The sequence below is a fragment of the Veillonella intestinalis genome, from assembly GCF_943192895.1.
Classification (GTDB): domain Bacteria; phylum Bacillota; class Negativicutes; order Veillonellales; family Veillonellaceae; genus Veillonella_A; species Veillonella_A intestinalis.
In genome coordinates this window covers 123,650-147,310 of the sequence record NZ_CALPCB010000005.1, presented here as the reverse complement: position 1 = coordinate 147,310, position 23,661 = coordinate 123,650, and the positions used below count along the sequence as shown (strand labels likewise).

20 protein-coding genes and 1 riboswitch are annotated in these 23,661 nt (G+C 35.2%); of the genes, 10 read left to right on the top strand and 10 right to left on the bottom strand.

From position 1 onward, the window contains the following. Nucleotides 1-5 precede the first annotated feature (5 nt). The 10 genes from NFR27_RS05435 to dnaA form a co-directional block, all read right to left on the bottom strand. Nucleotides 6-1,370: a hemolysin family protein gene (locus NFR27_RS05435; protein ID WP_251441693.1), complete on the bottom strand. Its 1,365-nt coding sequence runs from the start codon at nt 1,368-1,370 to the stop codon at nt 6-8. Between the two features lie 303 nt (nt 1,371-1,673). Further along, nucleotides 1,674-3,425: a 1-deoxy-D-xylulose-5-phosphate synthase gene (locus NFR27_RS05430; RefSeq protein WP_251441694.1), complete on the bottom strand. Its 1,752-nt coding sequence runs from the start codon at nt 3,423-3,425 to the stop codon at nt 1,674-1,676. Nucleotides 3,426-3,619: 194 nt separating this feature from the next. Beyond that, the gene (locus tag NFR27_RS05425) at nt 3,620-5,020 is read right to left on the bottom strand and encodes an amino acid permease (RefSeq protein ID WP_251442440.1); all 1,401 of its coding nucleotides are present in this window, start codon (nt 5,018-5,020) and stop codon (nt 3,620-3,622) included. Nucleotides 5,021-5,089: 69 nt separating this feature from the next. Continuing rightward, entirely contained in the window at nt 5,090-6,991 is a 1,902-nt protein-coding gene (gene gyrB, locus NFR27_RS05420; protein ID WP_251441695.1) for a DNA topoisomerase (ATP-hydrolyzing) subunit B, read from the bottom strand. Nucleotides 6,992-7,077: 86 nt separating this feature from the next. Then, nucleotides 7,078-7,347, bottom strand: a complete 270-nt coding sequence (locus NFR27_RS05415; protein WP_251441698.1) for a hypothetical protein — start codon at nt 7,345-7,347, stop codon at nt 7,078-7,080. A gap of 34 nt (nt 7,348-7,381) precedes the next feature. Next, a complete protein-coding gene (locus tag NFR27_RS05410; protein WP_251441700.1) occupies nt 7,382-8,440 on the bottom strand; it encodes a DciA family protein in 1,059 nt (352 codons plus the stop codon). Between the two features lie 4 nt (nt 8,441-8,444). After that, nucleotides 8,445-9,521 (bottom strand): DNA replication/repair protein RecF, encoded by a 1,077-nt coding sequence (gene recF / locus NFR27_RS05405; RefSeq protein WP_251441703.1) that lies wholly within the window; start codon nt 9,519-9,521, stop codon nt 8,445-8,447. Further along, a complete protein-coding gene (locus NFR27_RS05400) occupies nt 9,518-9,763 on the bottom strand; it encodes an RNA-binding S4 domain-containing protein (RefSeq protein WP_251441705.1) in 246 nt (81 codons plus the stop codon). The genes recF and NFR27_RS05400 overlap by 4 nt, the downstream gene beginning before the upstream one ends. A gap of 21 nt (nt 9,764-9,784) precedes the next feature. Further along, nucleotides 9,785-10,894: a DNA polymerase III subunit beta gene (gene dnaN, locus NFR27_RS05395; protein ID WP_251441707.1), complete on the bottom strand. Its 1,110-nt coding sequence runs from the start codon at nt 10,892-10,894 to the stop codon at nt 9,785-9,787. A gap of 253 nt (nt 10,895-11,147) precedes the next feature. Beyond that, entirely contained in the window at nt 11,148-12,965 is a 1,818-nt protein-coding gene (gene dnaA / locus NFR27_RS05390) for a chromosomal replication initiator protein DnaA (RefSeq protein WP_251441709.1), read from the bottom strand. Nucleotides 12,966-13,455: 490 nt separating this feature from the next. Here dnaA and rpmH point away from each other — a divergent pair, with 490 nt between their 5' ends. From rpmH to NFR27_RS05340, 10 genes are all read left to right on the top strand, one after another. Then, the gene (gene rpmH, locus NFR27_RS05385) at nt 13,456-13,590 is read left to right on the top strand and encodes a 50S ribosomal protein L34 (RefSeq protein ID WP_006555255.1); all 135 of its coding nucleotides are present in this window, start codon (nt 13,456-13,458) and stop codon (nt 13,588-13,590) included. 79 nt (nt 13,591-13,669) lie between these two features. After that, nucleotides 13,670-14,038, top strand: coding sequence for a ribonuclease P protein component (rnpA, locus tag NFR27_RS05380; RefSeq protein ID WP_251454696.1), 369 nt, complete (start codon nt 13,670-13,672; stop codon nt 14,036-14,038). Between the two features lie 14 nt (nt 14,039-14,052). After that, nucleotides 14,053-14,295, top strand: a complete 243-nt coding sequence (gene yidD / locus NFR27_RS05375) for a membrane protein insertion efficiency factor YidD (RefSeq protein WP_251441711.1) — start codon at nt 14,053-14,055, stop codon at nt 14,293-14,295. Between the two features lie 119 nt (nt 14,296-14,414). Continuing rightward, on the top strand, nt 14,415-15,071 hold the full coding sequence (locus tag NFR27_RS05370; RefSeq protein ID WP_371875191.1) for a YidC/Oxa1 family membrane protein insertase: 657 nt from the start codon (nt 14,415-14,417) through the stop codon (nt 15,069-15,071). A gap of 2 nt (nt 15,072-15,073) precedes the next feature. Then, complete coding sequence (jag, locus tag NFR27_RS05365; protein WP_251441712.1) at nt 15,074-15,919, top strand: RNA-binding cell elongation regulator Jag/EloR; 846 nt, start codon at nt 15,074-15,076, stop codon at nt 15,917-15,919. Nucleotides 15,920-16,045: 126 nt separating this feature from the next. Then, on the top strand, nt 16,046-17,434 hold the full coding sequence (gene mnmE, locus NFR27_RS05360) for a tRNA uridine-5-carboxymethylaminomethyl(34) synthesis GTPase MnmE (RefSeq protein WP_251441717.1): 1,389 nt from the start codon (nt 16,046-16,048) through the stop codon (nt 17,432-17,434). 30 nt (nt 17,435-17,464) lie between these two features. Next, nucleotides 17,465-19,342, top strand: a complete 1,878-nt coding sequence (gene mnmG / locus NFR27_RS05355) for a tRNA uridine-5-carboxymethylaminomethyl(34) synthesis enzyme MnmG (RefSeq protein WP_251441719.1) — start codon at nt 17,465-17,467, stop codon at nt 19,340-19,342. Nucleotides 19,343-19,350: 8 nt separating this feature from the next. Next, entirely contained in the window at nt 19,351-20,142 is a 792-nt protein-coding gene (gene rsmG, locus NFR27_RS05350) for a 16S rRNA (guanine(527)-N(7))-methyltransferase RsmG (RefSeq protein ID WP_251441721.1), read from the top strand. Nucleotides 20,143-20,341: 199 nt separating this feature from the next. After that, a riboswitch (SAM riboswitch) is annotated at nt 20,342-20,436 on the top strand. A 55-nt stretch (nt 20,437-20,491) separates the two neighbouring features. After that, the gene (locus NFR27_RS05345) at nt 20,492-21,157 is read left to right on the top strand and encodes a vitamin B12 dependent-methionine synthase activation domain-containing protein (protein WP_251441723.1); all 666 of its coding nucleotides are present in this window, start codon (nt 20,492-20,494) and stop codon (nt 21,155-21,157) included. Between the two features lie 61 nt (nt 21,158-21,218). Then, nucleotides 21,219-23,648: a homocysteine S-methyltransferase family protein gene (locus NFR27_RS05340; protein ID WP_251441733.1), complete on the top strand. Its 2,430-nt coding sequence runs from the start codon at nt 21,219-21,221 to the stop codon at nt 23,646-23,648. Nucleotides 23,649-23,661 lie beyond the last annotated feature (13 nt).

The following is a 23,661-nucleotide window of genomic DNA, read 5'->3' as shown; positions in this document are numbered from 1 at the left end:
TCTTATTAATCTATGGTTCCACTATCTTCTGTTATTTGCACAGGTTCATGGGTAACCATAATCTTATCAATTCTCACATTATCCATATCAACGATTTCAAAAGTATAGTCTTCCCAAATATAACGTTCCAATTCTTTAGGAATACGGCCAAATAAATACATTAAAAAACCACCAACTGTTTTATATAAATCTTCGTCTTCACCAGGTAATTCTTTAGTAATATTAAAATACTCTTTAAATTCATCAATACTTAAAAGACCATCTACTAGCCAAGTCGTATCACTACGTTGAATAACGCGATTTTCTTCTTCTTTTAATTCATCTTCACTAGCTGGCATAAGACCTACTAGTTTTTCCATAATATCATGTAATGTTACTAAGCCACTAAAACCACCATATTCATCTAAAACAACAGTTTCATGAACACCTTCTGTACGAAATACTTCTAATAGCTTCATAAGACTAATCGATTCTGGCACCATTACAGGCTGTTTCGTACATTCTTCAACTAATTGCTTCAATGTTTTATGACCATCTTGTTTCATATGCTCAGCAAATACATCGGCTACCACAACTAGACCTTCAAGCTCATCTAAAGAGTCACGGCCTACAGGCAAACGATAATGAGTCGAATGACATAATCGTTCTTTTATTTCCTCATCGGGACTATTTAAGTCTAACCATTTTAACTGCGTGCGTGGCGTCATAACATCACCAGCATTTAAATCAGCTAAACGGAATACATTATCTACCAAACGAGGTTCATCTTTTTCAAAAGCACCTAATTCAACACCTTGTGTCAACATCTTATTAATTTCTAATTCTGTAACAGGTGCTTCTTCTTTATCTTTTACACCCATGATTTTTAATAATGACGACGTTGAAACACTTAACAAGGCTACTAAAGGCGTGGCCACTACTGCAAAATAATGCATAGGTACAGCCATAAAAATAGCAATTTTCTCTGGTGCATTAAGGGCTAATCGTTTTGGCACTAATTCACCAATCACTAAGGATAAATATGTCGTTAAGGATACAATAATAATAGGGCTTACTGAATCGGCATAACTAGCTAAAGAAGGCATATATTCTTTAATTACTTTTGCCATTGGTTCTGAAAGGGCTGCACCTGAATACAAACCAGTAACAATGCCAATCAAAGTAATACCAATTTGTATGGTTGAAAACATTTGATTAGGATCTTCAGACAATTGTATCGCCCGTTGTGCTCCTTTACTACCTTTTTCAGCACTATCTTCTAATAACCCTTTGCGGGCATTAACAATCGCTAATTCTGTCATGGAAAAAATCCCATTCGCTACAATTAACAATAATATTATAAGTATCTCCAGACCTACATCACCATCCACTGATTTATCACTCTCCTCTTACTTCAAGTGGACACTTTATACTTAGTGTACTATATGTACTTACACATGTACGCTCTGTATATATTTATTCTATATACTTACCGTATAGTATACCAAAAACTACGGTATTTCGCTATGAGTAATCACAGTTTATAAAAAGAAGCCTTGTTATTACTTTTAAAACTTAAAGTAAAAACAAGGCTTTCTTTAGATATTTATTCTTATTTAGTTATTTTTTTCTTTATCCAATTATTTTATTCTTTTACTCTGTATTTTTTATGGTTTACCATATTACAGCATTTATTATTTATTTAAAATAGCTTTAATATCCGCCACAATTAATTCTGGTGATAAATGATAGCGAGCTACTAATTCTTTCATTGGCACTCGATCATTCACTTCTTTTTTCATACCAATATTTAATACTTTAACAGTAGATGGGCCATAGAAACGAGCTACTTTTTCACCAAAGCCACCATCTAATACACCATCTTCTAAAGTGACTACTAACTCATGATTAGCCTTTAGAGCTTCTAAAGTAGCTTCATCTACTTCAGAAGATAAACGAGGATTTACTAAAGTAGCTTCAATACCTAATTCAGTTTTTAAAGCTTCTTTTGTACGTAAACCTAAATCATAGAAAGCACCAAGACCTAAAATAGCTACTGTATTACCATTAGCTGTTACTTCATTTGTTAATGCCCCAGTAAAGGCTTTACCAGCTTCATAAGTCTGTACTTTGCCACCTGGTACTCGAATCATAACTGGCATTTCAGTCTGTTCTAAAGACCAATCTAACATAGCTATTAATTCTTCTTTTGTTGCTGGTGATAACACTCGTAAATTGGGAATACTATTCATCATAGCCATATCAAAAGCACTGGAATGAGTAGCATCCATAGACGAAATACCACCACCTAGTGGGAATGAAATAATCGTAGCAGGGTTGCTATTTAAAGCTAAATCCTGAGTCAATTGGTCATACGTCCGTTGTAAGAAAGTACCTGCGTCTAAAATAACTGGTTTAGCTCCATTTTTAGCAAGGCCAGCTGCCATAGCAACCATGTGTTCTTCTGCAATCCCTACATCAATAAACTGCTTACCTGCTTCAGCTCGACGCTCAGCACTAAAACCAGCAATACCAGGAACACCAGCGGTTAAACCAACTACTGTTTTGTCAGCTTTCATTTTAGCTAATAAATGAGTAGCAATGATTTCATCATAATGTTCTTCTTGCATATAAGCATCTACATCAAAATCTTTACCCATTATATAGTGATAATCTTCTTTATTAGCTTCTGCTTCTGGCAAGCCTTTCCCTTTAGTTGTTACCATATGAATAACAATTGGATGATTACTGTCTTTTACACCTTTAAAGGTTTCAATAAGATGCTCTAAATTATGACCATCTTCTACAAAGATATAATCAAGACCCATAGCTTTGAAGAAATTATTGACTGCTGTTCCTTTGCTATCTCTTAATTCTTTTAAATGAGGGTATAAGCCACCTTCATTAGGCGCAATAGACATATCATTATCGTTAAATAAAACAATAAAATTACTGCCCAAGGTCGCACTTACATTAAGACCTTCCATAGCTTCACCACCAGATAAAGAACCATCACCTAAAATAGCAATTACATTACCAGTTTCACCTTTTAAATCACGAGCTTTTGCCAAACCAGAAGCTAAGCTAACAGCAGTTGAAGTATGGCCAATGGTAAAGAAATCATGTTCACTTTCATTTGGATTAGTATAGCCAGAATACTTTTTATAAGATGCTGGATCTGTAAAAGCCTCTTTACGACCTGTTAAAATCTTATGAATATAGGATTGATGTGATACATCAAAAACAAATTTATCTTTTGGAGATTCAAATACATAATGGAGGGCTAATGTAGCTTCTACAAAACCAAGATTAGGTGCCATATGGCCCCCTGTTGTGGTAACGCGAGTAATTAATACGTCTCTAATTTCTTGAGCCAATGTTTTTAATTCTTCAAGGCTCATTTTCTTAATATCTTGTGGTGTATTTACATGTTCTAATAGACTCATATTCAGTTCCTTTCTTCTAATACCTATGTTCTTCAAATTTAATTTCCATAAAAAAAGTTTCGTAGTCATAACTAAATCTTACTTATGACTACGAAACTAATTATAGAACTTGAAGTTAACTTCAAGTCAAGTATTAAATTTAAATTTTTCTATTTTTAGATATAAAATTAAAATTAAATTTAAATAAATCTATTTTATTTTTCATAATCCCGATCTAAATTAACTTCTTTTAGAGGGATAATATGCGTCTTATTTTTAGCCTTATAACTAGCATATACTAATAAGAATACAGGAATACCAATGTAAGCCACACTAGCACCATACCAGTCAATAGTATCACCTGTAAACGCTGTATAGTTCTGACCAGCAATAATGATTAAACATAAAATCATAGCAAAAATAGGACCGAATGGGAAAAATAAAGCTTTAAATGGAATAGAATCTAAACTCTTACCTTGTTCGTGGAAAGCACGACGGAAACGATAATGAGCAATAGCAATTCCAAGCCAAGCAATAAAACCACTCATACCACTAATATTAATCAACCAATTATAAGCTGTCCCTTCCCCAATTAAAGAGGTTAAGAAAGCAAATACACCAAATGCAGAAGTAGCTAATAGAGCAGGTACTGGTACGCCACGAGAGTTTAATTTAGTAAAAATCTGTGGTGCATCGCCTTCTTTAGCCATAGCATAAAGCATACGAGTTGATGCATATAAACCTGAGTTACCAGCCGATAAAACAGCTGTTAAAATAATGGCATTAATAAAACTAGCTGCAAAAGCAAAACCAAAACGATCCAATACTAAAGTAAATGGACTGATAGCAATATTTTCTACACTAGCATTTAATAAATTAGGATCATCATAAGGAATCAAGAAACCTATAACAGCAAAGGCACCAATATAGAATAATAAAATACGCCAGAAAATAGAATGAATCGCTTTTGGAATATTTTTTTCAGGATCCTCTGATTCACCAGCAGCTACCCCAATTAATTCTGTTCCTTGGAAAGAAAAACCAGCTACCATAAAAATAGCTAAAATTGAACCAAAGCCACCAACAAAAGGAGCTTCGCCACGGGTCCAGTTTTCAAAACCAGGCGAGGTACCACCAATACCTAAAATGAGCATAGTACCTACAAATAAGAACACAAATACGGTAATAACCTTCATACTGGAGAAGAAATATTCACTTTCCCCAAAGGAACGCGTTGATAAATAGTTCATCAAAAATAAGGCACATAAGAATAAAGCTGACCACACAATGGCTGGAATCTCAGGAAACCAATATTTCATAATCAAAGCGCCTGCTACCAATTCAGCAGCCAATGTAATAGCCCAGTTAAACCAATAATTCCATCCTAAGGCAAAACCAAAGGCTGGATCTACATACCGTGATGCATAGGTGCCAAAAGAACCTGGTACAGGTAAATACGTAGCCATTTCACCAAGGCTAGTCATTAAGAAATATACCATAATACCAATAAAGCCATAAGCAACTAAAGCACCGCCAGGACCAGCTGTACTTACTACTTCACCGCCAGCTACGAATAAACCTGTCCCAATCGCTCCACCTAGCGCAATCATATTCATATGACGCGATTTCAAACTTCTTTTTAATTTATTATTCGCTTCACTACTCACTAAATAGCCTCCCCCCTACTATAAATCCAAATTACGAACTAATTTTGCATTATCTTCAATGAATTTACGGCGTGGCTCTACCTTATCACCCATGAGGACACTAAAAATTTTATCCGCTTCAATGGAATCCTCTAAACTTACCTGTAAAATAGTACGATTTTCTGGATTCATCGTCGTTTCCCAGAGCTGCTCTGGATTCATTTCCCCAAGACCTTTATAGCGTTGAATCGTAATATTATCTCGTCCAATTTCATCTAATTTAGCTGCCATTTCAGCATCGCTATACACATACCAATGACCTTTACCTTTTTTAATTTGATAAAGTGGTGGCTGCGCAATATAAACGCGTCCTTCTTCAATCAACGGTTTCATATATCGATAGAAGAAAGTTAATAATAACGTACGAATATGAGCACCATCAACGTCCGCATCTGTCATGATAATAATCTTATGATAACGACTCTTAGCTAAATCAAATTCTTCCCCAATGCCAGTACCAAAGGCTGTAATCATTGAACGAATTTCATTATTTGCTAAAATTTTATCTAATCGTGCTTTTTCTACATTTAAAATTTTACCGCGCAATGGCAAAATAGCTTGATAACGGCGATCACGCCCTTGTTTAGCACTACCACCAGCGGAATCCCCTTCGACTAAATAAATTTCAGTCATCATAGGGTCTTTTTCAGAACAATCGGCTAATTTACCTGGTAATGAGCTAATTTCTAACGCATTTTTACGACGTGTTAATTCACGAGCTTTACGCGCTGCTTCACGAGCCCGATTAGCCGTAGTCGCCTTATCAATAATGCGTTTTGCTTCTGCTGGATGTTCTTCTAAGAATGTTTTAAGCCCTTCAGAAACAACCGTATCTGTAATCCCTTTTACTTCGCTATTCCCTAATTTAGCTTTTGTCTGTCCTTCAAATTGAGGATTTAAAACTTTAACACTAACAACAGCAGTTAAACCTTCACGAACATCATCACCAGATAAATTGCTTTCATTTTCCTTAATAAGGCCTGTTTTACGACCATAATCATTAAGGGTACGTGTTAAAGCACTACGGAAACCACTTAAATGAGTCCCCCCATCAATGGTGTTGATATTATTAACAAAGGATAATAGATTTTCACTATAGCCATCATTATATTGGAACGCTACATCCACCACTACATCGTCACGAGTATTTTCTACATCAATAACTGTTGGATTCACTAAATCTTTGTTTTCATTTAAAAATTCTACGAAAGAAACAATGCCACCTTCATACATAAAGCTTTCAACAATTGGTTCTTCTGCACGTTTATCAGTTAAGGTAATACGTAATCCCTTATTAAGGAATGCTAATTCTTGTAAGCGTGTACGTAGTACATTAAAGTCAAAAACAGTAGTTTCAAAAATATCTGCATCAGGCTTAAAAGTTACCGTAGTACCTGTGTCACTAGCTTCGCCAATTACTTTTAATGGTGATTTTAAATAGCCTCTTTCAAATGTAATTTCATGTTCTTTGCCATCTTGACGAACAGTAACAATAGTCCATTCACTCAATGCATTTACTACAGAAATACCAACACCATGGAGACCACCGGATACTTTGTAGCCGCCGCCACCAAATTTACCACCAGCATGTAATTTAGTTAAAACTAATTCAACAGCAGGTACACCAGTTTCATGCATGCCACAAGGAATACCACGCCCATCATCAATAACAGTAATACTATTATCTTCGTTAATATTTACTTCAATATGTGTACAATAACCTGCTAAGGCTTCGTCCACACTATTATCAACAACTTCATATACTAAATGGTGTAACCCTTTAGATGATGTACTACCAATATACATCCCTGGGCGACAACGTACCGCTTCCAGACCTTCTAAGACCTGTATATTATCGGCACTATAATTTTGTTCTGCCATTCCATATCCTCCCTATTTAGAGTAAATTACCTATATATCGTTAAATTTTATTTATTTAAAGATTTAACCTTAATTATACTCTATTTTTATCGTTTTGTGTATAAGCTAACAGGAATTCCTGTAGTAGCTCGCTGTAAACGACGTCCTACACCTGTAATTGACATGCTCAAACCATAAATAGCATTGACTGTTACTAAATAACTTTCAATGGGTTCATCTGGAAAAACGTGAATCACTTCACTATTTTGCCATTGTTTATTGCGGCGACGTCGTCCCTTTAAAAGCGGAATATCTTGAACTACCGCTACAATATCCTCAATAGATACACTATACGTATCTGATAAATGTACAAACATAAAACTTCCATCACTTTCTTAATCACATGATTACTTAATGTTGCTCATAATTAGCTCGTTTTTGTTCATATTGAAATCGCATTTTTTTTATTGCATTTTGGACAAACTCTTTCTCTAATTGTTGAGCTTTCTTATGGGTAATTAACATAAGTAACATATAAATATCATAATTATCATTCGATGCTTCACGAATAACCCGATTTCTAAAAAAATATACGCATTCTCTATGAGCTAACTGATACTCATGCATCGCACACTTAGGTATTTGTTTACATATATCCTCATACACTAAATATGGTTGTTCAAACAAAATGTCCTTTATTCTTTCAATATGTTGTCGATACTCATAATCAGCTTTTTCTTTAGCTTTTATAACACAACTTGTACATATTGTTTCCTCTGGACTTATTAAAGTGTCACAATGTACACACGTATGATATCCTTTAGACTTTAAATATTTAGTTTTCTTATATTGTTTTATCTGGGTTTCTCTAAATAAATCGCGAAGCGTTGGATCAGCAATAACGGCTACTACTTTATCTATAGCAGCTAATTCTTCATTACTAATTGGAATAGCCTCAAAATTTAATAAAGGTCTTTCATATTGCTCCGTTTTATGAGTAGTTCCATAATATACTTGCCTTTCATCCTTTATATAACTTTGTTTATACATAGAAAGCTGTATATCAGTAATAATCTCTTTACCATAATAAGCATTAATTTTTTGCAATAATTGACGCTTCATCATTTGCAATTGTTGTAAACAAGGAGAATTCAAAGCACTTACTTTAATAATAGGTGGCTCAATCCCTAATAATCGCGTTTGCTTGCCTAATAATGGACCAATTACCTTTGGCCAATCGTGATATAGACGCATAATAGCAAAGATTTGAAATACTTTAAATTGATTATATTTAGTATCTAAATGAGAATCATATTGTTTAAGCGCCTTATCTACTTTATAACCAACAGGACCTGCTGATCGATGGCTGTTAGTCAGAGAGTTTACATACTCAATCGTACTTTGTGGCATCTCTTTATTTTGATTATTAAACGCTTGATTTTCATTAGTATTTACATCTTCGCTATTCATGTGTTCACCGCCTTTCACAATTGATCAAAGCCACATCAGTTAAATGTTGTACTTCCTCTAAATCGGTAGTTGTTATAAATGTTTGAATTCGTTTATGAATAAATTGCAGTAAATTTTGTCGCCGTTCTTTATCAAGTTCACTTAATACATCATCTAATAATAAAATTGGATATTCACCAACTTCTGATTTGATATATTCTAATTCACTTAATTTAAGTGATAAAATAGCAGTTCGTTGTTGCCCCTGCGAACCAAAACGTTTTAAATCAATAGGACCTGAAAAAAATCCTAAATCATCTCGATGAGGGCCAAAGGAAGTACTCATACGATGACGATCTATCGGTAAATTATTTTGTAATTGATTATAAATAGCTTCTGGTTCAACTATATATAAACCATCAACTTGTTGCTGTTCATAAGTGAGTTTTAGATTTTCTTTACCGCCTGTTAAACGACGATTCATTAAATCTAACAATAAATTAAGTTTTCGCAAACTATCTAATCGTTTCTTTATAATAAAAGATCCTGTTTCAGCTAATTGATAATCCCATTCTGCTAATGATATATTTCGTTTGCCATAGGAATCTTTCAGCACCTTATTTCGTTGTTGCAATATTTTATTATACATGCGCAATTGCTGATAATATAAAGCACTGGTCTGTGAAATTTCTATATCTAAAAATCGCCGCCGTAAAGAAGGACTTCCTTTAATTAATTGCAAATCTTCTGGACTAAAAATAACAGTATTTAAAGTACCCATCAGTTCTTTTTGCAATATTTTATTCCCATTAAGACGAATATCTTTTTTTTCTTTACCACTTAACCGTAAATTGATTTTTTGTTTTGTTTCTTTTTTTATAAAATCCACAATAATACCAGCTTCAGTAGCTCCAAATTGTAATAAATCTTGCGTATCATTGGTACGATAGCTTTTGCCTATGGTACTAACATAAAGGGCTTCTAAAATATTGCTTTTGCCTACACCATTAGGCCCATAAAGGACAATAATATGTGATGGAAATGACCAACTAGCTTGTTCATAGTTACGAAAATTAACGAGTTCTAAGGAGTGAATATTCACTCGTCAGCCTCCTCTTTTATAACTAATAAAGTACCAATTCCCTGAATTTCTACAATATCATCAGGATATATTTTTTTTCGTTTTTCATGGCATATTTCACCATTAACAGTAATTTTTTGATCATCTAATAAAAATTTAACTTGTCCACCGGTCCCAATAATTTGCTCAAATTTTAATAATTGATCCAATTTAATATAAGGGGTATGAATTTCAACTTGAATTGGTTCCTTTTTAGTTTTCATAGGATCCTCCTAACTTAGTGCTTAATTAGTACGCACTGGTGTTACAACATAGGTATAATTTGGATTATCATCTTGACGAATAACAACAGGACCATTTTGTTTTAAGTATAAATGAATGCGTTCACCACTGCTATGACGTAAAATATCGCCAATATAACGACCATTGAAAGAAATCGTAAATGGTGTGCCATTAAATTCACATAATACTTCTTCTTTAGCCATACCAATTTCAGCATTTTGAGTAGATAAAGTAACTTCTTTATCATTCCAATCATAACGAATTACATTATAACTAGCATCTTTGGCTAATAATGATACACGATCAACAGCGCCAGCAAAATCACGGCTATTTAAAATAGCATTGGAGTCAAATTGAGAAGGAATAACTTTTTCATAATCTGGATATTGTCCTTCAATTAAACGGGAGAATAAATAAATAGTATCAAATAAGAATACTACATTAGTACGATTCCAGATAATACGAACCATAGTTGGTTGATCTGTTGGTAATAAACGGGATACTTCAGCTAATGTTTTAGTAGGTATTAAAATACGCATTGCTGTTGGAATAGCTTCAGTTAATGTAATCTTTTTAACAGCCATACGATGAGTATCTGTAGCTACCATGGTTAAGTTGGTACCTTCACCTTCTAATAAAGCGCCTGTAAAAATAGGACGATCATCATCACTAGCGGCTGCATAGTTGGTTAAATCAATCATTTGTTTAAATTGTTCACCATCTACATCAATATGATATTCATCATGGATTTGCTCAACTAAATTAAATTCACTAGCATCCATCATGATTAAATTAAATTGAGAGCTTTCAGAGTGCAATAATAATTGTTTAGTATCTTCATTGGATTCTAAAGTGATTGTATCAGTTGGTGTTTTACGAACCCATTCTTGAAAATAACGTGTACTAAGAACAATAGTGCCTTCTTCAATAATATTGGCATCTATAGTAATGCGAATGCCAATTTCATAATCATTAGCTTGCATTTCCACTTTACCGTTTTTAGTTGTTATATAAATAGCACCTGGTAAATTAGAGCTTGTTTTGTTTTGACTTACTTTGGCTAAAGCATTAAGTGCTTTTTGTAATGTGTCTTTTGAAAATTGAATTTTCATAGGTACTCCTTTACTAATACTGATGTGATTAAATTTTTAATTATTAGTAGTCTTAGTAGTAGGGATGGTGGATAAGTGGATAAGTCGTGGAAAGTAGCATTTTGAATAGGTTTTCCACATGCGTATAAATCTGTGAATGGAATTGTTAAGATATCCACATATAGACTTTATTTTCCAGCACTGTTTAAAAGTTGGAAGTTAAACACAAATTATAAACAGTTTATTCACAGAGTTATCCACACCCTTATAGTATTTACGTATGACCGTTTATTTTACTAATGATATCGCTTATCATACGCTTTAAATCAGCATTCTTTTCTAAATCTTCACTAATCTTAGTATAGGCATGAATAGCAGTAGTATGGTCTTTTTTACCAAAAGCTTGTGAAATTTGTGGATAACTTTCGTTAATTAGTTCACGACACAAGTACATGGCAATTTGACGAGGGTGAGCATACTGCTTATTTCGTTTTTGACCAACTAAGAGTTCTTTTTTGATTTTAAAATAGTCAGCAATAAAATCTTGAATATAGGTAATGGATAAAATAGTTTCTTTTGTTTCAGGAATTAAATCACGCAATACATAGCGCGCATATTCTACTGTAATTTGATCTAATTTTTGTTCCATTTCAGCGGCACTAATTAATTTAGTCAAGGCTCCTTGTAAATCACGAACACTGCGATTGTAATAGGTGGTGCCGAAGAAGCGAATGACTTCATTAGGAATACGCAGGTCTGGTAATAATTCTCGTTGTTTATCTACATAGGATTTTGTAATTGCCTCTAACGTTTCTGAATTTGGTGGTTCAATAGTAACGACTAAACCTGAATTGAATCGTGTTTTTAATCGATCTTCCATTTGATCCATATTTTGTGGCAATGTATCACTGGTTAATACAATTTGCTTTTTACTTTCTGTTAAGGCATTGAAAGTATGGAAAAATTCCATTTGTGTACCTGCATAGCGATTATCTTGAATGAATTGAATATCATCAATTAATAAGACATCTACTTTACGGAAGGTATTGCGGAATTCTTCGTTCTTTTTAAAACGGATAGCTTGAACAAATAAGTTTAAGAAATTTTCACTGGTAATACACATGATGCGTAATTCAGGATAACGACGTTTGATTTCGTTACCAATCGCATGCATTAGATGTGTTTTGCCTAGGCCTGATTTACCATAGATAAAGAACGGATTATAGCGAGTTGCTGGGTTTTCAGCAATATTTTGTGCTGCTACATAAGCCATTTGACTGGAACCACCAGGGATAAAGGTGTCAAAGGTGTAAGTTGGATTTAATTGCAAAATAGATTTATTATTAGCATTTAAAATTGTATTAGTATCAGTTGTTGCTACTTCTAAATGAGGAAATAAGGAATCAGACCCTATAGCTGGTTCTTCTGGAATATAAGGACGTTTACTATCCGTTCGATTCATTGGTGGTTGTGTTACAATTTGGATAGGTTCATCATATATAGGTGCTACTGGTTCACTGTTAGTGGATTCTTCCTTTTTTTGTGAAAAGCCAAAACGCTGAGCTAATTGATTATATCCATTTAGTTGTTGTTCATTATTTTGCGTATTGAATTGGTTAGTTGCATCTATATTAGTTTTTACTGCAGTTTCAGTATTAATTTGGTTCTCTAAATACGAATCATTTATTAGGGGTTCCTTATTTATAGGTGTTATTTGATCTGTAGCTACTGTCTGATTAGTACTTTCTGCTGTATATACTGGTATTCCTGCAGGTTCTGAAGGTTCACTGACAATGGTTGGTTCTTTATCACCAACTGTAGTGAGTATAATTGTGAGCGTAGAATTACTTTTTGATAAGCGTTGCCAAATATTATTAACGGAGTCACGAAATGCATTGTTTATCATCGGTTCTTTTTCGATGAAATCCCTAATATATGCTTGCATAGTCGTTAAGGTTAATGTTTTGCTAGCTTCATCTAAAGTGAGTGGTAATAATCTAAGAATGGTACTTTCTAAGATTTCTTTAGGCAATGTATTCTCAATGTCTTCACGCACTTTATTCCAAAAATCGTTGAGATTTATGTTTGACATACTATATCCTTCCTAGGTGTAACAAATTGTGAATAAGTGGATAAGTTAAATACCTATAACTGTGTATAAGTTCTTAGTTTATGGTAAAATAAGAAAAATAAAAAGGCTAACACCTTAGATAGACACTGACTTTATACGAAAGATGGAATGGCTGTGGATAATACGTGTATAAGTTGTGTATATCTTGTTGATAACCTGTGGTTAGATACTCACAATATGTTTGTCCTGATTTATTTTATCACTTAATATTTTATCAGAAAATGCATATCTTGTCATTGCTAGTTAAGGATATATCCATATTGTTACCTAGTTATCTAAAAATAGTAGTTGAGAATTTTAATATATACAATATAAGGTATATTATATATAATAAGGTAAATAAAATATAAGAGAATCCAGATAAGTATTGACATTATAAGGGTTTATATTTATAATTATGCTGTTATGGTATAAGTAATTACTAGACCAATCTCGAGGAGGTGTTTTATACATGAAACGTACATATCAGCCAAATACGCTTTGGAGAAAACGTACTCATGGTTTCCGTGAACGTATGAAGACTATTGGCGGTCGTCTTGTTTTAAAAAGACGTCGTGCTAAAGGCAGAAAGAAATTATCTGCATAATATAATAGCTTTTAGGCAGGAGAAAAAAACTTGGCGCTGCTGCCAAGTTTTTCTATTCATAATGGCATAGGAAGAAAGTATGAGTGAATTAACGTTTACCCTAGATAAAGAACGAAGAATTCGTAAAAATAATGAATATCGTCTTGTCTATAAACATGGCAATTATGAAGTAGGTCGCCTTTGTGTGATCTATCGTATGCCAGTAGCTAAGCAGCCAACTCGTATCGGTTTTGTTACGGGGAAAAAGGTTGGTGGCGCTGTGGAACGTAATCGTGCTCGACGTTTAATGAAAGAGGTCTATCGCCTTAATCAGCATGCCATTAGAGAAGGGTATGCCATTGTAGTCGTAGGCCGTGCTCGTATGGCCGAAGCTACCTATGAGCAGGCGCGTAAAGAAATGATGTATCTTTTTAAGAAAAGTAAATTATTGAAAAATAGTGATGCTTAGAAAAGAGGACATTTATGAAACGCCTTGTATCCCTATTAATGGGCGCATTAAATTGGATTTTCATTGGATTGGTGCAATTTTATCGCTATGGAATCTCTCCATTGAAGCCTAAAACTTGTCGATTTTATCCCTCATGTTCGACGTATACCTTGGAAGCATTACGCAAATATGGACCTTTTAAAGGCAGTTATTTAGGAATTCGGCGCATTTTACGTTGTCATCCTTTTAATCCGGGTGGTTACGATCCACTTCCGTAATAACACAAATTTGGAAATGTCAAAGTGTCTGTATGGATGAAATATAGACCATACCATAACATATATAGACACGCAAAGGCCATTTGTATTCGTCATCAATACTCGTAAGGAGAAGACTATTGGAAATTTTTCAGGTATTAGTTGATTTTATGCGAACCTTGCTTACGTATTGCTATAATCTTACGCAAGCAGTTGGGTTCCCAAGCTATGGTATAGCGATTATCATTTTGACCATTGCTATTAAAGCTGTTTTAGCACCATTAACGGCGAAGCAGGTTAAATCCATGAAGGGCATGCAGAAGTTGCAGCCTAAAATGAAAGAAATTCAAAAGAAATATAAGAATGATCCACAGCGGGCACAACAAGAAATTGCTAAGATGTATAAAGAATTAGGGGTTAATCCTTTATCTGGTTGTTTGCCATTACTTGTGCAAATGCCATTCTTAATTGCTATTTTCTATGCCTTACAAGGGTATCCATATGATCCAGCGTATGAAAGCTTCTTATGGTTGCCAAGTTTAGGTGAAGCGGATCATTTGTATATTTTACCTGTTTTGAGTGCTCTTTCTACATTTGTAATGAGTAAACAAACAGCTGGTGATAATTCTGGTGTAGCAGCAGGGCAACAGAAAGTAATGCAAATTTTCATGCCTTTATTCATTGGTTACATCAGTTTAAATTTCCCAAGTGGTTTGGTTATTTACTGGGTTGTATCAAATGTATTCCAAATGATTCAGCAATTCTTTATCTATCGCAATGATAATAAGGAGGCTTAATTATGGATTATATTGAAATTTCGGCAAAAACTATCGAAGAAGCTGTAGCTAAAGGAACGGCACAGCTTAAAGAAGATGGTAAAGTAGTGGCTGATACTAAAGTATTAGAACAGCCATCCAGTGGCTTTTTAGGCATTGGTCGTCGTGATGCGTTAGTGCGTTTATACTTTGAAGAAGCCCCAGTAACAGAAAAAATAGCGCAAGCTATTGATGAAACAGTTGCTGTAGTGGAAGAAAAAGTAGAAGCTACTGTAGAAGAAGTAAAAGTAGCTGTAAATGAAGCAGAAGCAAAAGTGGCTGAAGTTGTTGAATCAACAGTAACTGCAGCTGATGAAGTAGCTACTGAAGTAGTGGCAGCTGTAAAACCACAGCGTGAAGCGATTTCAAAAGAAGAACAAATCCGCATAGCTGATAAAGGTAAACAATTCTTACAAGATATGTTTGCTAAAATGGGCTTAACTGTGCAGATTGAAAAAATGATGACAGCTGATAAAATTACCTTCCAAATTCATGGTGAAGAATTAGGCATATTGATTGGTAAACATGGTCAAACTTTGGATGCTATTCAGTATTTAACTAATTTAGTGGCCAACAAAGAAGTAGCGGGTCATTGCCATATTGTGGTAGATGTGGAAAATTATCGAGCTCGTCGTGAAGAAACGTTAATGAATTTAGCAAAACGTTTAGCTTCAAAGGTTAAACGAAATCGTCAAAAAATTTCGTTAGAACCAATGAGTGCGTTTGAACGTAAAATTATTCATTTAACGCTTCAAAATGAACCACATATTGTGACTGATAGTGAAGGTGAAGAACCATATCGTCACGTAGTCATTGCTTATAAACGATAAGCTATGTGCGAGTCATAAAACCCGATCTATGATCGGGTTTTATTTTTACTATGATTTATGATGTTTTAATTGTTAAATACGAAAGTTAATTATACATTGTAATATCGTTGCTATAAGGAGCAAACCATGTATACAGAAGATACGATTGCTGCTATTGCTACGCCCCCTGGTATTGGTGGTGTAGGAATTATTCGAGTGAGTGGCACTCGTTGCTTTGAAATAGTGAGCTCATTATTTCAAGCTAAGGGAACCGTACCTTTAGAAAAACGGCCGAATCGAACCATTCAATATGGTCATATTATAGATCCTCAGAAAGACAATGAAGTGCTGGATGAGGTATTACTTTTAATTATGCGAGGTCCTCAATCATTTACAGCTGAGGATGTGATAGAAATACAGTGCCATGGCGGTATCGTGGTGGTGCGTGAAATTTTGAAAGTATTGCTTCGCCAAGGGGCCCGCTTAGCGGAGCCTGGAGAATTTACGAAACGAGCTTTTTTAAATGGCCGTATCGATTTAACACAGGCAGAAGCTATTATAGATATTATTGAAGCAAAATCAGAGCAATCCTTATCTGTAGCTGTTAAACAATTGGATGGTACGTTAGCTCAATTAATTCGTACTATTCGTGAAGATTTAATTGCTTTAATTGCTCATTTAGAAGTGGCTATTGATTATCCAGAAGAAGATATTGAAGAACTTACGATGGATGAAACAGCGGCTAAATTGCGACCAATTTTAGGACAAATTGATAATTTATTGGCTATGGCTAATCGAGGGCGTCTATTGCGTGATGGTATAGTTACAGCCATTGTAGGTCGTCCTAATGCGGGCAAATCAAGTTTGATGAATGCTTTATTACGTGAAAACCGAGCCATTGTTACGGATGTACCAGGAACGACTCGCGATAGTATTGAAGAAGCTATTACGATTGAAGGAATTCCTGTACGTTTGATTGATACAGCAGGGATTCGTGAAACCGATGATATTGTAGAAAAAATCGGAGTTGATCGTGCAAAAGAGTATTTAGAATCAGCACAAATCGTAGTTTGTGTTATTGATGCTTCAAAGCCATTAACAGCGGAAGAAGAAGTGATGCTACGAAGTACTTCAGGAAAAAATACGATAGTCTTTCTTAATAAAGCGGATAAAGGGGCTGTTATTACAGAATCTACAGTAAGTGATTATGGTGAATTTACTGTAATTGCTACTATTAGTGCAGCTAATGGAGAAGGTATGGACGTGTTAGCAGAAGCTGTAAAACAATTAGTTTATGGTGGCACTGTTCAAAATGAATCCACTGCTTTATTAAGTAATGTTCGTCATATTACATTGATGGAACAAGCAAAAAGCCAATTAGAAACTTCTTTGTCAACGATTGAATCAGGATTACCAGTTGATTTTGTAGTAACTGATATGCGTGAAGCTTGGGAGCGTTTAGGGGATATTACAGGGGATAGTTTACGAGAATCTATGGTAGATGAGCTATTTAGTCGATTCTGCTTAGGTAAATAAGATAGCCTCGCAAGAGGGATAGGAGATAGTATGTACACAGTTGATACGTATGATATTATTGTCATTGGTGGTGGTCATGCTGGTTGTGAAGCAGCACTTGCTACAGCTCGTATGGGACAACGCACGTTAATGGCAACCCTTAATTTAGATAATATTGCCCTTATGCCATGTAATCCAGCCGTAGGTGGACCAGGTAAAAGTCATTTAGTTTATGAATTAGATGCTTTAGGTGGTCAAATGGCTATTAATGCAGATGCTACAGCTATACAAATGCGTATGCTTAACACTGGTAAAGGGCCAGCCGTTCATTCGTTACGAGCACAATCAGATAAAGTAGCTTATCAACGTTTAATGAAAGAGACGCTAGAAAACACAGATAATCTAAATGTAAAGCAAATTATGGTCAATGAATTGCTTATTGAAGATGGTAAAGTGAAAGGAATTTTAAGTGAACTAGGTGAAGTATATGAAGCAAAGGCTATCATACTTTGCACTGGTACTTACTTAAAAGGTAAAATTATTACAGGCGAATTGACCTATACAGGTGGTCCTAATGGACAGCGTACGGCTGAATTATTATCAGATTCTTTACGTAAGCATGGCATTGAATTAATGCGTTTTAAAACGGGCACACCAGCTCGTGTAGATAAGCGTACTTTGACTTTAGAGCATATGACGGAACAACCAGGGGATGGCATGTATCGCTCATTCTCCTTTATGTCTGATTGGACAAATCGCAATGAACAAGTATGTTGGTTGACATATACGAGTGAAGAAACGCATGATATTATTCGTGCTAATTTAAACAGAGCCCCTATGTATACAGGTATCATTGAAGGTACAGGCCCTCGCTATTGCCCTTCTATTGAAGATAAGGTAGTGCGTTTCAGTGATAAGAATCGCCATCAATTATTTGTTGAGCCAGAAGGTAATCATACTAATGAAATGTATGTTCAAGGTATGAGTACAAGTTTGCCAATTGATGTGCAATACAAATTCTTGCGTACAATTCCAGGCCTTGAAGGGGTTGAAATTATGCGTCCTGCTTATGCTATTGAATACGATTGCTTAAATCCTTTGCAATTGACTCCAGCTTTGCAGGTTAAATCCATTAAAGGTTTATATTCTGCAGGACAAGCTAATGGCACTTCTGGTTATGAAGAAGCAGCTGCTCAAGGTTTAATGGCTGGTATTAATGCAGCTTTATACTTACAGGGTAAAGAGCCATTCATTTTATCGCGTTCAGAAGCGTATATTGGTGTATTAATTGACGATTTAGTAACTAAAGGGACGAAAGAACCGTATCGCATGATGACAAGTCGAAGTGAATATCGTTTATTATTACGTCAAGATAATGCGGATATGCGTTTAACTGAAAAAGGCTATGAAATTGGCCTTGTTACAGAAGAACGATATGCTCGTTTTAAAGCAAAGAAAGCCTTAATTGAACAAGGATTAGCTGAATTACAAAATACGCCAATTAATCCATCAACTGAAGTACAGGCTAAATTAGAAGCTATGGGAACAGCGCCTATTAAGACTGGTATTAAAGCATTTGATTTAGTAAAACGTAATGAGTTATCGTATGGTGATGTAGCGGAATCATTCAATTTATCCCGTTATACGCCAGATGTGGAAGAAGAAATCGACATTATGATCACTTATGATGGTTATATTAAAAAACAAATGGAACAAGTGGCTAAAGTGCGAAAATTAGAAGAAAAGATTATTCCCGCTGATTGGGACTATGAGACTATGAAGGGCATTTCCTTAGAAGCGAAACAGAAATTAGCACAAATTAAACCTCATTCCATTGGCCAAGCTAGTCGTATTTCTGGTGTTTCACCAGCGGATGTATCTGTATTGTTGATTCAATTAGAGCAATATCGTCGTGAACAACAATCCTAGGAGGGTCTATGAACTTTACTGATAATTTAGCTGTTCAATTAGAAGCTGCTGGTTTTAAGGCAACCGCAAAGCAGTTGGGACAATTTAATACATTTTATGAAATGCTTATAGAGACCAATAAAAGCTTAAATTTAACGGCTATTACAGATCCTCATGAAGTAGCAGTAAAGCATTTTGTAGACTCTTTAACAGCATTAGATACTGTTTCCGATGAAACAGCAAAGGTCCATACTACTGATGGAGCAATTCAACATACTACAAACTCTTTAATTGGTGTAGTATTTAAAGAAGGCGCTAAGTTGTTAGACCTGGGGACAGGCGCTGGTTTTCCAGGCATTCCATTAGCTATTATGCGTCCTGATTTAAAAATTACTTTATTTGATTCCTTACAAAAGAGACTTACTTTTTTAGAGTCAGTTATTACAGCGTTAGACTTATCTAATGTCATAACTTTACATGGTCGTGCTGAAGACATGAGTCATACTTTAGATCATCGAGGGATTTATGATATTGTAACCAGTCGTGCGGTTGCTAGATTACCTATTTTATTAGAATGGGCATTGCCTTATGTGAAACAGAATGGTTACATGGTAGCTTTAAAAGGGGCTGCTTATGAAGAGGAAATAGGCGAAGCAAAGAAAGCTTTACAAGTATTAAAAGGCGAAATTGCTAATATGAAGCCGGTTCAATTACCGACGTTAACAGATAAGCGAGCAATTATTTATACACGTAAAACAGGTGTTACGCCTAAGCAGTATCCTCGAAAACCAAAAGAGATTAAGTTAAAACCGTTAGTATAATTAAATAGATAATAGAATAGATGGTTGAGTAAATAATAGCCTAAATAACTAAATATAATTGGACAAATAATATAAAACCCCTGTGTTGAAGGTTTTACCTATAACAAAGTGTATTTTTTACATATAGGTGAAACCCTGCATACTCAGGGGTTTTTCTTGACAATCTATAGTGTAGACGGTATTCTATTTTTATATGTTAGCCTTATCAAGAGCGATGGAGGGACTTGGCCCAATGATATCCGGCAACCAGCAATAGCAAGGTGCTACTTCCAACAGGAAACTGATAGATAAGGAGAGATCCTCTATCTAAGTTAGATAGAGGTTTTTTTTAGATAGAGGAGATGTGCGTATGGCAATTTATAATGGACGTTTACCACAAATTGATATAGATGAAGCCACACGCTATGCAGGTTTGCAGAAGGCCAAAGAGTTTCCAAAAGAATATGTCAAAGAGGCTTGTTTAGAAGTTCAATTGGTGGCAGATCCTAGCGGTGTATATGAAGCTTATGAATATGATGCTAAACAGGGGCTGATTAAGAGTAATCCACCACTTCAAATTGAAGGAAGTTCTATTCGTGAGCATTTAGGCAATGCTACTAAAGTCTATGTTATGGCAGTTACCCTTGGTGAAGATGTAGAATTACGCAGTGCTGAATTATTTAAGGACGGTAATTATACACTGGGGTTATTGATGGATGCAGCGGCTACGGCAGCAGTAGAACAAGTAGCTAATCAAGTCAATGAAGTAATACAGCAAGAAGCTGAAAAAGCTGGATATAAGACAACTTGGCGTTTTAGTCCTGGATATGGTAATTGGGATTTAACAGTACAAAAGGACTTAGCCCGTATTATAGGTGCTGAAAAAATTAATGTATCAGTGACTGATAGTTTTTTATTATTTCCGAGAAAATCAGTGACTGCTATTATCGGTTGTATGCCTAATGATGAAGAGGTATTAACTAAGCGAGGTTGTACATCTTGTGCTCAAGTAAATTGTATATCACGAAAAATATGAGTATATGAGTATCAAAATGTAAGATTAGTATAGGGATAAATTAGAGAGATGAGGCGATAGTATGTATATTTTTGATGGTGCTATGGGCACAATGTTACAACAATCAGGGCTAGTAGAAGGGGAATGTCCTGAATTATTTAATGTGAATCAACCAGATATAGTGACGGCTATTCATAAAGCATATTTACAAAGTGGTAGTGATATCATAACAACCAATACATTTGGTGCGTGTAGTTTAAAATTAGTTGATTATGGCTTAGCTCATAGAGTTAAGGATATAAATACAGCAGCTGTAAAAGTAGCCAAACAAGCTATAGCATCAGTTAAAAAAGAGGCTAAAGTGGCAGGATCTATGGGACCTACAGGTCAATTTATAGAACCTTTGGGACAAATTAGTTTTGATGAAGTCTATAATTCTTATTATGAACAAGCTCTTGCTTTAATTGAAGCAGGTGTGGACTTTATTATTATTGAAACTATTATTGATATACAGGAAATGCGGGCTGCTTTATTAGCGGCTCTTGATGCGCGTAAAACTCTTAATAAAACAAAAGAAGAAGTGGGTGTTATCTGCCAATTTTCATTTAATGAAGATGGCCGAACTATTACAGGTACACCACCAGAAGTAGCGGCTATTACAGTAGAAGCTATGGGCGCTGATGTAGTAGGTATTAATTGTTCCTTGGGACCTGAGCAATTAATTCCTTTAGTAGAACGGTTAGCATCGGTTACTAATTTGCCTATAAGTGCTCAACCTAATGCAGGTATGCCTAAATTAGTCGGTAAAGAAACGATATTTCCTTTATCACCGGTTGAAATGGGCGAATATGTACCGGCTTTAATAGATGCTGGGGCTACCTTTTTAGGTGCTTGTTGTGGTAGTACATCAGCACATATTAGTGAAATTGCAAAGGCAGCTCATAGCCATACACCTAAAGAGAGAATGACTGTAGCGCCATTTACAGTCTTTACTAGTCGTACTAATTTTGTAAAAGTTGGCCATAAGGAAAAACCAATTATTATTGGAGAACGCATTAATCCAACTGGGCGGAAGGTATTAGCTAAAGAGATTAAAGAAGGTCGTTTTGCTATGGTGAAACGAGATGCTTTAGCACAAGTGGCAGCTGGTGCTGATGTGTTGGATGTAAATATGGGTGTACCTGATATAGATGTAGCTGCTACTATGAAACGGGCTATTATGGAATTAACAATGCTAGTAGATGTGCCTTTATCAATTGATACTATAGATTCAGCCGCTATGGAAGCAGGTTTAAAAGCATATCCAGGTCGTCCTTTGATTAATTCTGTGAATGCAGAACCAGAACAACTAGAACGTGTATTGCCTTTAGCTAAGCGGTATGGAGCTGCAGTGCTTTGTTTACCTTTAGGAAAAGGTGATTTACCAGTTGTGGCTGAAGAGCGCGTTGCTTTGGCCAAAGAAATTGTTTTGGCAGCTTATGAAGTTGGTTTACGCAGTGAAGATTTATTACTTGATCCATTAGTGCTTACCTTGGCTAGTGGTCAAGATAGTGCTATACAGACCTTGCGTACGCTAGCCATGTATAAAGAAACTTTTGGTTTTCCTACAGTTATGGGTTTGTCTAATGTATCCTTTGGACTGCCACAGCGACCGTATTTAAATAGTCAATTCTTAACGATGGCTTTATCACATGGATTAACAGCACCTATATTAAACCCTTTAAATAGCACTGTTAAAAAAGCGTTTATAGCGGGACGTACTTTATTAGGTTTTGATCCAGCAGCCGCCGAATTTATTGCTGATTATGGTCAAGATGAAGAAGCTATGCCAATTGGTATTGTGACAGCTAATAAAATAGAAAAAGCAGTATTTAATAGTGAGGATCCTCTAGAAAATATTAAGCATGCTGTAGAGCAAGGGGAAAAAGAATTAGTTATTGAATTAGTGGAACAAGCGTTAGCAGAGGGACTTGATCCTTTAAAAATTACTAAGCAGGCTTTATCTGAAGCAATGAATGTAGTGGGGGATAAATTTGGCAGCGGTAAGGTGTTTTTGCCACAAGTTATGCTAGCTGCAGAGGCTATGCAAGGTGCTTTTCAGACTATTAAACGTGTACTACCTGAAAATGATGGACTTACACGAGCTACAGTTATAGTGGCTACAGTTAAAGGTGATATTCATGATTTAGGTAAAAATATAGTAGCTGCTTTGTTAGAAAATAATGGCTATCGTGTAGTTGATTTAGGTAAAGATGTAGATCCAAGTGAAATTGTAGCCGCTGTTAAACGAGAAAATGCATCCGTCGTTGGAATTTGTTCATTAATGACTACAACCATGCCTATGATAGATGTGACGATTAAGGCTATTCATGAAGCTGGTTTACCATCTAAAGTTATTGTTGGGGGTGCTGTATTGACACAGGACTATGCAACGAAAGCAGGCGCTGATAGGTATGCTAAAGATGGTATTAGTGCAGTGAATATTGTGAAAGAATTATTAGGCGATGATTAATATGTATTTGTTA